The 11,888-nt window shown below is 50.3% G+C and carries 14 protein-coding genes; all 14 read right to left on the reverse strand.

What is annotated here, in order from left to right:
* Positions 1 to 54: 54 nt before the first annotated feature.
* Positions 55 to 954: a protein kinase family protein gene (locus tag CHI14_RS10425; RefSeq protein WP_095288366.1), complete on the reverse strand. Its 900-nt coding sequence runs from the start codon at positions 952 to 954 to the stop codon at positions 55 to 57.
* A complete protein-coding gene (locus CHI14_RS10430; protein WP_170948083.1) occupies positions 951 to 1,499 on the reverse strand; it encodes a GNAT family N-acetyltransferase in 549 nt (182 codons plus the stop codon). The genes CHI14_RS10425 and CHI14_RS10430 overlap by 4 nt, the downstream gene beginning before the upstream one ends.
* Complete coding sequence (locus CHI14_RS10435) at positions 1,496 to 2,077, reverse strand: DJ-1/PfpI family protein (RefSeq protein ID WP_095288367.1); 582 nt, start codon at positions 2,075 to 2,077, stop codon at positions 1,496 to 1,498. The genes CHI14_RS10430 and CHI14_RS10435 overlap by 4 nt, the downstream gene beginning before the upstream one ends.
* Before the next feature lie 20 nt (positions 2,078 to 2,097).
* The gene (locus CHI14_RS30635; protein ID WP_283163815.1) at positions 2,098 to 2,220 is read right to left on the reverse strand and encodes a hypothetical protein; all 123 of its coding nucleotides are present in this window, start codon (positions 2,218 to 2,220) and stop codon (positions 2,098 to 2,100) included.
* Positions 2,221 to 2,257: 37 nt separating this feature from the next.
* Positions 2,258 to 3,115, reverse strand: a complete 858-nt coding sequence (locus tag CHI14_RS10440; RefSeq protein ID WP_095288368.1) for an SDR family oxidoreductase — start codon at positions 3,113 to 3,115, stop codon at positions 2,258 to 2,260.
* Positions 3,116 to 3,213: 98 nt separating this feature from the next.
* Entirely contained in the window at positions 3,214 to 4,530 is a 1,317-nt protein-coding gene (locus CHI14_RS10445) for a F390 synthetase-related protein (RefSeq protein WP_095288369.1), read from the reverse strand.
* A complete protein-coding gene (locus CHI14_RS10450) occupies positions 4,527 to 5,387 on the reverse strand; it encodes an MBL fold metallo-hydrolase (RefSeq protein ID WP_095288370.1) in 861 nt (286 codons plus the stop codon). The genes CHI14_RS10445 and CHI14_RS10450 overlap by 4 nt, the downstream gene beginning before the upstream one ends.
* Entirely contained in the window at positions 5,381 to 6,376 is a 996-nt protein-coding gene (locus tag CHI14_RS10455; RefSeq protein WP_095288371.1) for an NAD-dependent epimerase/dehydratase family protein, read from the reverse strand. Before CHI14_RS10455 ends, CHI14_RS10450 begins: the two co-directional genes overlap by 7 nt.
* Complete coding sequence (locus CHI14_RS10460; RefSeq protein WP_095288372.1) at positions 6,373 to 7,593, reverse strand: ATP-grasp domain-containing protein; 1,221 nt, start codon at positions 7,591 to 7,593, stop codon at positions 6,373 to 6,375. Before CHI14_RS10460 ends, CHI14_RS10455 begins: the two co-directional genes overlap by 4 nt.
* The gene (locus CHI14_RS10465; protein WP_095288373.1) at positions 7,583 to 8,584 is read right to left on the reverse strand and encodes a beta-ketoacyl-ACP synthase III; all 1,002 of its coding nucleotides are present in this window, start codon (positions 8,582 to 8,584) and stop codon (positions 7,583 to 7,585) included. Before CHI14_RS10465 ends, CHI14_RS10460 begins: the two co-directional genes overlap by 11 nt.
* Before the next feature lie 168 nt (positions 8,585 to 8,752).
* Positions 8,753 to 9,634: a TIGR01777 family oxidoreductase gene (locus CHI14_RS10470; RefSeq protein ID WP_095288374.1), complete on the reverse strand. Its 882-nt coding sequence runs from the start codon at positions 9,632 to 9,634 to the stop codon at positions 8,753 to 8,755.
* Between the two features lie 79 nt (positions 9,635 to 9,713).
* Positions 9,714 to 10,235 carry a hypothetical protein gene (locus CHI14_RS10475; RefSeq protein WP_095288375.1) on the reverse strand — a complete coding sequence of 174 codons (522 nt, stop codon included), beginning with the start codon at positions 10,233 to 10,235 and terminating at the stop codon, positions 9,714 to 9,716.
* Positions 10,236 to 10,423: 188 nt separating this feature from the next.
* Positions 10,424 to 11,155: a YdcF family protein gene (locus CHI14_RS10480; protein WP_095288376.1), complete on the reverse strand. Its 732-nt coding sequence runs from the start codon at positions 11,153 to 11,155 to the stop codon at positions 10,424 to 10,426.
* 163 nt (positions 11,156 to 11,318) lie between these two features.
* Positions 11,319 to 11,870, reverse strand: coding sequence for a nucleotidyltransferase family protein (locus CHI14_RS10485; protein ID WP_349290363.1), 552 nt, complete (start codon positions 11,868 to 11,870; stop codon positions 11,319 to 11,321).
* Positions 11,871 to 11,888: the final 18 nt, after the last annotated feature.

The following is an 11,888-nucleotide window of genomic DNA, read 5'->3' on the forward strand; positions in this document are numbered from 1 at the left end:
CGAATGCAAACTGGTAATTCCTAATGGAGAATATACTGAACTTTTTTTGATCCATCATTCGCCAGTAATACATTCATCCTGTCTTACCGCCAGCTTCCAGGCTTCACCGAGTTCCTTCACGGATGCATAGCGACGGGCCCGATCAGGATCCACTGCTCGAATTACAACCTGATATAAGGCTTTTCCAGCGTTCCACTTGGCATATGAATGATCCTTCTCTCCACCAAGCAGTACGAATGCCGCGGCACCCATGTTGAATACATTGGTTACTCCATCGATGGTAGCACCGAGCTCAAACTCCTCAGGAGACATGAAGCGGGATGAACCCCACATGCGTCCCATGATATTGGTAAACGAACCCTTCTGATACAGATCGATATCACAAATCTTGATCCTATTTTGTTCAAAATCATAGATCAGACTGCCATCGTAAAAATCAACAGCCACATACCCTTTTCGTTCTACCTCAATATGAAAATTCAAGATCTGCTCCATTGCCAGAATCTGCATCTTAATAGGGAGCTGTTTGAAACGATAATACGGTGAACGCGGATCTTCATATTTCGCTGGAGCCGGAAAATACCACTGGGAATGCAGACATTCTCCATCCACCCAATCAAATACACAGACATAACCCCGTTCCGTTGCAAAATGGTCTCTTAGTCGAATTAAAGCGTTATGCTTCAAATCCTCGTAGACTGAAACAGATGATCTCAAACTACGGATGGCTTCCTGCGGACTATTAAGTGTACTCGCATGAATGGTACGTGCTCCCGCATATTTTACAAAGAGCCTTGTTCCGTCCTTCTGTATCATACCAAAGGACAGATTACCGGAATCCTGCTGATCAAATACACGAAATACCTTGCCCAGTGGCCGTAACCATTCGAAAGAATGGGACTCTTGTAATACGAAGGCATACCCGTCTACTTCCAGATGAACCGCCTCGGTCATATGGACCTCACAGATGGATAAACGTATGTCATATGGGCTTCATCATAACCTTGTCCCCCAACTTCAAGAGCATAATTCTCTATGCCATACGTTTCGAATCCGTACTTTTCGTATAACCGTCTGGCTGATTCATTTGTCGTAACCACGCTAAGATTAATTTGCCTGATGCCCTCCAATGTCTCTCCCCGTTTCAATACTTCTCGAAGCAGCCTTGAAGCAAGCCCATGCCCCCGATATTGCGGGGCCACGTATACCCCCCAGATGAATCCCTTGTGCCTGAGTTTCATGCCGTATTCTCTCTTGAAACCCATCATTCCAACCAGTATTCCTTCTGCTGTATAGGCTCCAAGAATGTAATCATCGGGCTCATTATGTATGCGATCCTGCACTTCACTCATGGGAAGCTGAACGGACAACTCGTATGATGCTCCGAAGGACTCCGGATGATTTTTCAGCGCCTCCAGACGCAAAGACCAGTACTGATCCACTTCATCTCGCCGAATATTGCGAATATTGAACATGCTCTGCTTGATATCTTCACTCATTCTTCGATCACTCCTTGCATCTCGTAAGGATAATCGATCTGCCGCTTCACATTCTCGGCTGCCTCCCGTCCGGCAAGCAATCCCAGTACATAAATTCCGAGATCAATTGACGTTGCGACACCGCCGGCTGTAATGACATTTCCGTCCTTGACAATCCGGGCCTGGAGGACCTCGTCTGCGTACGGCTGCAGTAGATCATACACATTAGGATGAGTCGTAGCCTTCTTACCAGAAAGAAAACCAGCCGCACCCAGCAGCAATGAGCCCGTACATACCGACACCTTCATTGGAACCTTCTCCGCCTGTTTCAGCCAACCCACGAAAGCCTCATCAAACCGAAGCTTGCGCGTACCCATGCCACCAGGAACAAAAACCATATCGTACTCACCCAAGTCCGGCTTCACTCGATCCACTTGGAGCGTTAATCCGGATTCGTCCGTGACCTGATCGGTCATCGCGCAAGTTTCCCATGTACTGCCCTTGGTTGGTTCAAAGAAATTCAGCCGGTTGATCACATCATAAAATCCTGCAAAATCAAGAAAGGTTAAACCATCAAACAAAACAAAAGCAATTTTCAACGTGAAAACCTCCCATGTTTTTATTTCGACGCGTCTCGTTCCATCGCTTCCTTCACCCAATCACGTTCAGGGAGCTTGTTGTTGATCCGGAATAACAGTCCTACAACGGCTAAAAGCAATACAATCACGATGACTTCAAACAAGTTCAAGCCCTCCTGACTTAAATTTACAAGGTCTGCCCTATTTAAGACCACGCGCAATAATCCACTCCAACCACTTCCATGGAAGCAGCGTTTTGCCAACAATGAGCACACGTGATCCTTTGCCGAGTGCATAGCGGAGCCGTGGTGCACGCATCCGTGCAATGCGGGCGATCAGGTCAGCCACTTCCTGCGGATCGGGCGCAGTCTGGCCCGCATGTGTAGAATAACGAAGCACTGCGTCCAGCTTTTCTTTATAAGGGGAGTTATCATTGCGGTGTATTTCACCCAGTCCTTTATTCCAAATGGGTGTGCGATACGCTCCCGGCTCAACCAGGACTACCTTTACGCCAAACGAAGCCATCTCATGCCGAAGACTTTCGGTGAAACCTTCCACGGCAAATTTGGAAGCAGCATAGGGCGCATAGCCCGGGAACCCCGACAAACCGCTGACACTGGAGAGATTGATGATGAGTCCCCGCTTCTGTTTACGCATGACAGGAAGAACCGCACGCGTCATTGCAATGAGACCGAAGAGATTTGTCTCCATTTGCCGCCGCCAATCGTCCATGGTTACTTCCTCAATGAAACCACCAACTGCAAACCCTGCATTGTTCACCAGCATGTCAATTCGCCCATACATCTGAAGCACAGCCGCCACTGCCGCCTGTACCGAATCCGAATCCGTCACATCCAGACGCATATAATGCAATCGATCCGCAATGCCAGCTTGTTCTGCCAGCTGGACTAATTCTTCATTCCGGCTCAGATTGCGCATGGTTGCGGCAACCCGGTATCCCTGCTTGGCAAGTGTAATCGCAGTAAGCATGCCGAACCCACTCGAGGTGCCTGTAATTAACGCTACAGGTGCAGTCTCTCCCTTAATGTTCTGTACCATCTCCCCGTCCACCTTCCTCCATTGAATCGATTAGCTTCTCCCTTTCTATCATCACATGACTGAACATATCTGAATATCCGCTTCGCTTAAGTCCAAGTTCAACCACGCTGTCTCTCCACTCTGCGCAGCTTGGTCATTCCCGGTTCGAATGTATAGGGAACATAATCCGTCTGTGGCACAGTACACTCAAGCCGCTCCCCCAGTTTCAGCAGTTGACGCTGCACCTCGCCCTTCACCCACTCGAGATCATCACTATTCCCCCCAAGTCGAAGAGCGATTTCCAGTGATCCGTCCCTACACTGAACGACCCGGTAGTGCTCCAGATCCGAAGAAGCGGCAATGACCGCACGGGTGATGAAGTCCGGAAATACAGGTACCTCCTTGCTGGTATGACGATGTGAAAAATATAGCGTATCATCACAGCGGCCTTCGATCCGCTCAATGGCGGTAAAGGGAGAGCCGCAGTCACATGGGACGGCCGCCTCGGTTAGAATGTCATTCAGCCGATACCGGATTATCGGCTGTGATGTCCTGGAGAAGTCCGTAATAATGGGAACAAACCGCCGGGAAGCGGGATCAATAAACTCTTTTTCAATGTAAACAATATCTTCATTCAAATGCAGTGTGCCAAGACGGCAGGTCGCACCCAGAAATCCCTCTGTGCATTGGTAGACTTGATGAATGGTTTGACCAAAGACGCGCTCCAGCACCTTGCGATCGAGCGGATCCAGGACTTCGGCTACAGAGATGATTTTCTCCGGTATCACGGTCAACGAACCCGCTTGATAAGCATCGGCCAGCATTCTCAGCATGGATGGAGGAGCTACCCACACGGTGGGACGATACTCTTCCATACGCTCGACCAAGGTATGCACGGGTTCCAGCAGATCAAAATATCGAAATTGCAGCTTGCCCCGCTGCACCGATTCATACAGATTACTGTTAGCCCGCAGGAAAAAGGCAATCTTGGCAGGCTTCCACAGCCCACCTGGCAGCAGTTTGGCCAGCACTGTCCCCGTCCAGGCGTCCTGCTCCCGCTCACTCACAAGAAATAATCCCCGGTTCCCCGATGTCCCGGAGGAAAGACCAACCGTAATGCCTTGAACAGACGGCTTGAAATCACGTGTGTCCTCACTTTCTCCGGCAAGGGTCATGGCTTCGTTCTTCGAAATCCCGACCGTATTGAGCTGGTCGAAATGCTGCATCATGATCTTTTTATCGATTATCGGAAAGCTTCTCCAGGCGGATGCTTCAGCATCTCCCCACCACTCTCGATAAAACGGGGACTGTACACGAACTCGCTCGATATGCCGAAGGATCTGACGTTCCTGCCAGTGTTCGAGCTCCTTACGTGATTTCCATTTTCGCAGTCCGCGTGCCAAGGCATAATGATAGACAATACGCATGGTACTCATATGTAACTTCCTCCCGTCCCCCAGGCATTCAGCGCTTCCAGGCAATGGCTGGGTACAATTCGAATTTCGGGAAACTGCTGATGCAGCTTCACAAGCTTATCGAAATTCATTCTGTATTCGGATCGATCCGACATGATCATGCCTGCGAGCACATGCGGTCTGCGCTGTTCCCGGAAGGCCCGGCTGGACCACACCGTATCCGCGCACAAGAAGTAGTCCTGTTCTCCCGTGCTGAGCAAGATGCCCATCATGCCTTCTGCATGACCGGATACCTCTACACCAAGCAGGCTGCCATCACCGAAAAGATCGTATACCTCAGAAAAAGGGAAGTCGTCTCCCGCCTTCGTCCATCGCTCTGGCTGTGTCATCACGGGCAAGGATCGGTCCGTAAAATCTCCCGGCAAAAGTCCGGATAGAAATCCGGATTTCACGGCCGCCAACGGGCCAAGTGATCGCACCGCCTCGTATGCCTGGGGTAGATAGATGAACTGCGCATCCGGAAAGTCACGCACCCCTGCGATATGATCGCCGTGAAAATGCGAGAGAATAATGTAACGAATATCGGACGCTTTTAACCCTAACCTAGCCAGAAATTGTACCGCACTGTCCTCTTCACGATACACCACAGGCGTAATATGACGATACAGCGCATTGGGCAGATGTGCCGTCTCCTGGAAGAAACGGGAGCTGTACCCCGTGTCCAGCAGCATCGGACCATGCACGGGATGAATAATACAGGCAAAGCCCGCAGGAAAGGGCACTGGCCGTAAGCTTCCGCCCCGAATCGTCAGAAACTCCGGATGGGTACAGAAGCCTGCCGCCCCCAGATGAAGTTCTACCTTCGTTGTTGTCAGCATGATTTTGCCCTCCACCAATCTGCAAACTGCTGCAGGCCTTCTTCAATGGTTACTCGCGGTGTATAACCTATCCGCTCTCGGGCGTCATGAATATTCAGCGTTTGCGGAATGGCTAACGAACCCACGGTGTATCTGGTTAGCTGCGGTTCGCCCAGCATTGGCAGGAGACGATGCACATTCTCCAGCAACGATGCTGCTCCATAAGCTGCCCTGTAGGGAATATTTCGGCGATGCAGCGGCATACCCAGTAATTCAAACAGATGGCTCACCAGTTCGTGGAACGGTCTCGGGTCGCCATTGGAAATATTGTATGCCCTCCCCAGCGCTTCAGACGGCGCACTCCAGCATAACAGCAGGGCATCCACGACATTATCCACACAGCTGAGATCAATGACAGCCTGGCCGCCCCCAATCATGGGCACTCCTGATTTACGGTTAGCTGCGACGATTCTGGGGAAAAGCGTCTGATCATACGGACCAAAGATGGCTCTCGGGCGAATCATGATGGAAGGAAGTCCATTTGCATGGGCCCGCAACACCACTTGCTCTGCCATTCTTTTGGTCGCTGCGTAATGATTCGCTGGTTTGGCTGGCATGGGATCATCCTCATGAATGTCATATCGGGGTATATAATTAAAATACACACTGGGCGTTGATACGTGGATGAATCGCTGTACACCCGCTCGCCTGCAACCATCGACCAAATGCTGCGTCGCTTCCACATTGCTGCTGTAAAAGTCCTGGTATTTGCCCCAAGGCGACGATAGCGCCGCACAGTGAAAGACGGCATCCTGATTGGCGCATGCCTCAGCTGCTACGGACTTGTCACGCAGGTCACCCTGATAAAATTGGATCCCTTCGGCTTCCAGCTGAATACCGTATTCTTTTTTTCGGCCCATCCCGGTCACTCGCCAGCCCTGTTCTGCAAGCCTTAGCGCCAGATGTCTGCCCAAACAGCCTGTTGCTCCTGTAACCAATGCTCTATTCATGGTTGTTCACCGTTCCATTCTATGTCGTGAGTCAATGCTTCAGTCAGAGATAGCTTGTACTTGCGTGCAAGACGCCAGGCGGACAGGACCACGGCCGCTTGTTCCAGCATGGGGCGTCTATCATTCTGCAGGTGTACGACATCTCTTGTACCTCGCCAGGCTCTCATCCATGCTCGCCACTGTTCCGGTCGTCCAATCTGCTGCAATCCGCTGCCCAGCATAGGCAGCATGAGCATCGCCCTGCTGTGCTGTTTGGGAGTTATCAGGATACCTTCCTTCACCAGCGCTTCAGGCGTAACGATGGCACGCACCAATTCATCCCCCGGGTAGAAGAGATGGATTCCACTCGTAGCCCTGGGATTACACTCAATTGCAACCACCCGTCCCTGAGGTCCTTCAATAAAATCAAAACCAATCTGACCACTAAATCCGGTAGCCTCTACAAATTGCTGAACCCACTCATATGTACCCTCGTGCTCCACGTGTTCGAAATAGACACTGGCTCCCACGCTGCCTGTGCGATAGCGGCTGTCATACGTGGTATGAGCCACCATGTTCCCTTCATGGACAACACTGTATGTGCACAATGCTCGCCCAGCAACGTAAGCCTGAACTACCCAAGGGAGGGCTGATGATATTTCTGCCTCATCTGGAGGAACGTTCCGTGAGCCAGGCATGCGAACTCTGGCGGCAAATCGGGAATACACCGGCTTCCATACCCACTTCCCTTCCGTTTCCAGAACAGATTGTGTTTGAATCCATTCTTCCCGGCTGGTAATCAGACGTGTATCCGGTACAGCAAGGCCCATGGATTGCGCAAGCTGGATAAAATGAAACTTATGATGCAGCTTATGCAATTGCTCCAGTGGAGAAACAAGGACATGGCAATAAGGACGCAATCTCTCTGCTCCCTGCGCAATGTAGAACACTTCTTCACACATTGGAATAAGCAGGTCGATCTGCGATGCTTGAATAATCCGTTCGAGCTCAGACAAATATGACGCTGTTTCATGACGCGGGGATGGTACAACAAAGCATTGCTCCACTGCACCGGATAATCTGCATAGATGACGTGATGCACTCTCCGCAACATACACACGATAACCTGCACGCCGGAGCATACGTGCCAGATCAAGCGTAACGGGAGCACGTCCCCCAGTGAGTAATACATTTCGGATTGCAGGTGCATCATCGGATTCTCTCAATCTAGTAATCAAAAATAAGTCCTCCCAATGACAATCCAGCGGCCGTCCCGATCAGGAGCACCCGATCGCCTCGCCGGATACGCTGCTGCTTGATCGCCTCATGCAGTCCCATGGGAATGGATGCGGCAATGGTATTCCCATGGTTTCGTGTAATGTCCATAAAGCGGTCTTCGGGAATATTCAATTTCTTGCGAATCAATCTCATGGCCATGGCGCTACCCTGATGCGGAATGACCAGCTTAAAATCTTCCATCCGGTTTCCGGAGCTCTTCAGCATATCGTCCATGAATCCGGGAAGAAGCCTGGAAGCCATCCGGAAGATCGCCTGCCCATCCATATGAAAAAGGTAAGGCTCCGGCTGATCGGCCGCATAATTGGAGGCATGCAGCCGTGTCCCCCCACCGGCAATTTCCGAGAATCTCGCCCCTCGGCTGTACGTCTTCAGGGAAGCATGCACAATCCGGGAAGATTGCTCTTCTTCGGAACGTTCGATAATGACCGCGGCGGCTCCATCGCCAAAGAGGGCCGCACTCTCCTTATCCGACCAATTCAAACCTGCAGAAGCGATCTCCGTTGCTACGAGCAGTACCCGGCGATAACGACCCGCATCCACCATATAGGAAATGACGTCCAGACCGTTTAGAAAACTCAGACAGGTTGCATCCATATCAAATGCCGGTATGCCTGATTCCTGTTCTCCCATAGCATATTGAATGAATACCGCAGTACTTGGCAAAGGCTGCTCCTTCGTACCGCTGGTGCACACCAGACAGTCGATATCGGCAAATTGCAGTCCTGCGTCGGCAAGCGCAGCTTCTGCAGCTCTCGCCCCCATGAACGAAGATGTTTCCTGACCGGAAGCATAATGGCGAACACCTACACCCGTGGCTTTCGAGACCCAGCCTGCCGGCACCTTCAAGCGGATATCCAGCTCCTCGTCCGTTACTTTCCGCTCCGGCAGATACTTGCCCGTTCCGGCAATTCTCACTCTTCTAAGTCGCATTTCCCCAACCTCTTTCTGTTTCATCTGACTGATCAAATGACTTTTACACTGCACCAGAGATCCCGAAACGTCAGCGAACCCGAATCTCCAGAACATACAGCAGAAGGGCAGATCATCTGCCCTTCCGAATGAAACGTTGTATTCAATATAGTTGTTCAGTAATTCACACTATTTCAGAATCTCATCTAGTGCGGTGTCGAGCGTATCGTATATAAAAGTGAACCCTTCCTGCTCTATCCGCTCTGGGATAACCCAGCGGCTTTTGAGGACCAGCTCCGTTTCGGTCCGAATAAATCGCGCTCCCACTTCAAGCATCCAGCGAGGGGAAGGAAGCCCAATGCGGACGCCCATATGACGTCTCAGGCTCTCCATCAGTTGGCGATTGGTAACCGGATGCGGAGACGAAGCATTAAACACCCCTTCAAGTTCCGGATACTGCTGAAGATAAAGAACCATCCGAAACAAATCTTCAATATGAATCCAGCTGAACTGCTGTGTTCCGGGTCCCTGTGACCCGCCCAAGCCAAAACGCACCAGATTCGTGAGCGGCTCCATGACGCCGCCTTTGCCCAGTACAATCGCAATTCGTAAGGCAATCTGGCGGGTAGACGGCAGACTGAATTCGAAGAAAGCCTGTTCCCACGCCTTGGCAACATCCACCGAGAATCCGGAGCCAATCTCACCTTCTTTTTCTGTCATGGGGCGGTCTTCTGCATGTCTGTAGATCGTGGCCGTACTTGAATTGATCCATAGTTCAGGCGGATGGTCACATTCAAGGACAGACTCGCCAAGAATACGTGTCGTGCTGGTCCTGGACTCTAGGATAATCCTGCGATTCTCGTCGGTGTAACGACAGTTTACAGATTTTCCGGCCAGATTAATCAACATTTCGGCACCTTCAAGGGCTTGCCTGATACCATCGGAGTCCTCCCAGGCAATATGACCTGGCTGACGTGAGATGGTGAGCACCTCATATCCAAGTTTCTTTAACCTTTGTGCAAAATCCTGACCGACAAATCCCGTACCTCCGGCCAATACAACCTTCTTCACGTGATCCCCTCATTTCCATAAGCGATAAGACAATCCCTCATATATGGATAAACACGGTTACTGCACGTTTCGTTCGATGTTATCTGGCACCCATGGCTGCATACAGTCGATCCCGCTCTTGAATAGCCCAGGTGTTTGACGGATTCTGCTCCAGCTGATAACGGAGTTCATCATAGAAATCGTGAATCATGAATCCTTCGGGCAGTGTCCCAAGCATGCTTGCAAAATCATACTTCGGGAGGGCCCTCTGTCCTTCCCCAACCTGCTTCAGCCAGGTCATCCACGAGACAAGATCAAGCACTTCTTCCTGCCACAGTTCTGCCTGTAATCCCAGGGCATCCTGAAACTGCTCATAGGCAGCCGGATCAGGGAACTGCCGACAGGCCTTAACAGCCAGGTCATACAGCTCCATTAGAGCAGGCCGAACTTCATGCTTGATTTCCATGTCCAAACCTTCCGAGAAATCCTCAACCCGGATGCTCAAGCCGTCATCATATAATAATGGTGCTTGTGCAAGCAGGCGTACAATTTCTTCCATGTTGTTCGTTGAAATCTTCTTTTGCTCATAGAGAGCAGGTAACATATAAGTGGTAATCGTCATTCACTCCTACATCGTTCTTCTATTAATGACGTATATTATAACATGATTTGGCTGAGTATCCTTGAATTCACTTGAACAACGACAAAAAGCAGTTAAGCCAGAATTCATTCTGCTCAACTGCTTTTTGCACCATGTTATGAGATTCAGAACCTCGTGAAACTTTTAAATGTGAATAGAAAAGATTAACTCTACATAAAAGCCTTGACCACCGCAAAATACTCACGGATCATGTTGATCGGTTTCAGGTATCCCGGAGACGGGGCCGAAATGCCGTATTCGGCAGCGTAGCCATTTTTGGCAGCCAAATACTTGGAACGGAACATATGATAGTCACTGGTGACAATCATGATCTCGGGGTGATCCAGCCCCGCTTCGTCTATGATTTTTTTGGAAAAGGCCATATTCTCCTGCGTGCTGGTTGACTTGTCTTCCATAATAACCTGGGCTGGCGTAATCCCCTGTTCCACAAGATAGTTTTTCATGGCGAGTGCTTCTGGGATCGACTCCCCTGGCCCCTGTCCTCCGGATACAATGACCGGTGTCTGCGGATGGTTGCGGATATAGTCCAGACTGGCATCCAGCCTCTGCTTCAGTGTTAGTGATAACTCTGTTCCTCTGATGCCTGACCCCAAGATAATGACATAATCCGCCTGCTCCGGATCATTCGCATTCAGCTGCGTAAATACCAGTGCTTCAATAATGACAAAGGAAACCGCACCAATACTGAACGCCGTTAACAAAATGCGCTTAAGCACCACGTGCTTCTGGTAGTCAATCCGTCGAAGTACGATAAAAGCCACCGTAAGCAGCCCAAACAACATCACCGCGAAATTTCGGCCCCAGAATATCAGAAAAACGACAAAACAGGGTACCAGAACAAGATCAATGATCAGGCCTTTATCTTGAATAAACTTTTTCATTAACCGGGTAACACTCCTTCTTAAACCTGCACCGCTTGCTCTCTACGGATCCCATAATCAGGCTGTTGTATACCAAATAAACAAATTATTATGAAGGTTCGTTAAGACCCAAATTTGCCACCAGGCTCCATGGAATTATGAGGTCCATTACGGCCTTTGAAACTCATCCCTTCACAATCGTGAGCTTTGGCCATTGCTCCTGCCAGCGCTTCTTCTCTACACGCCGGTTGTACTCCAGGACATTCTCGTATAATGGACTGCGGCGAACAGTTAATGCATACAGGTCATCTAATCCATGCGGGGCACAGAACCCAATCCGGTCCTTTTCATCCAGCTGAACGCCTATGGCGGTTACGATCTCGGGCCAGTATCGCAGGGCATCTTCTGTAGACTGATAAGGCACTGTGCCATTGCGCAGATGCATTCTCGCCTGGTTTTTCACGGACCACTTGGGATTGCCTGTCGCCTCCCGCAGCTGCAGCTCCAGTTGTACATCGCGCCCTTCATTCAGGTCTTCGGGATCGAAGTATACCACATCAATATCGCTGTGCAGTTCGCGCTGAGTATATCCATGGAGAAGATCCCAAATGTAATTACGAATATACCCCGCACCGATGTAACACTGAGGCAGCCCCAGGCTCCGAACCTGCCGCAAATCATGCATTAATTTCTCATGTGCCTTAATGGACTGGGTGAATCTCTCCTCAAGCAGCACCTGATCCTCTCCTTACTT

It is taken from the genome of Paenibacillus sp. 7516, assembly GCF_002272715.1.
Classification (GTDB): Bacteria; Bacillota; Bacilli; order Paenibacillales; family Paenibacillaceae; genus Paenibacillus; species Paenibacillus illinoisensis_A.

Bases quoted from the DNA above. Each gene is read 5' to 3' on its own strand.
- CHI14_RS10440 (WP_095288368.1), bottom strand. From the start codon at position 3,115: ATGGTACAGAACATTAAGGGAGAGACTGCACCTGTAGCGTTAATTACA.
- CHI14_RS10480 (WP_095288376.1), bottom strand. From the start codon at position 11,155: ATGAAAAAGTTTATTCAAGATAAAGGCCTGATCATTGATCTTGTTCTG.
- CHI14_RS10450 (WP_095288370.1), bottom strand. From the start codon at position 5,387: ATGCTGACAACAACGAAGGTAGAACTTCATCTGGGGGCGGCAGGCTTC.
- CHI14_RS10425 (WP_095288366.1), bottom strand. From the start codon at position 954: ATGACCGAGGCGGTTCATCTGGAAGTAGACGGGTATGCCTTCGTATTA.
- CHI14_RS10475 (WP_095288375.1), bottom strand. From the start codon at position 10,235: ATGACGATTACCACTTATATGTTACCTGCTCTCTATGAGCAAAAGAAG.
- CHI14_RS10445 (WP_095288369.1), bottom strand. From the start codon at position 4,530: ATGAGTACCATGCGTATTGTCTATCATTATGCCTTGGCACGCGGACTG.
- CHI14_RS10465 (WP_095288373.1), bottom strand. From the start codon at position 8,584: ATGCGACTTAGAAGAGTGAGAATTGCCGGAACGGGCAAGTATCTGCCG.
- CHI14_RS10430 (WP_170948083.1), bottom strand. From the start codon at position 1,499: ATGAGTGAAGATATCAAGCAGAGCATGTTCAATATTCGCAATATTCGG.
- CHI14_RS10455 (WP_095288371.1), bottom strand. From the start codon at position 6,376: ATGAATAGAGCATTGGTTACAGGAGCAACAGGCTGTTTGGGCAGACAT.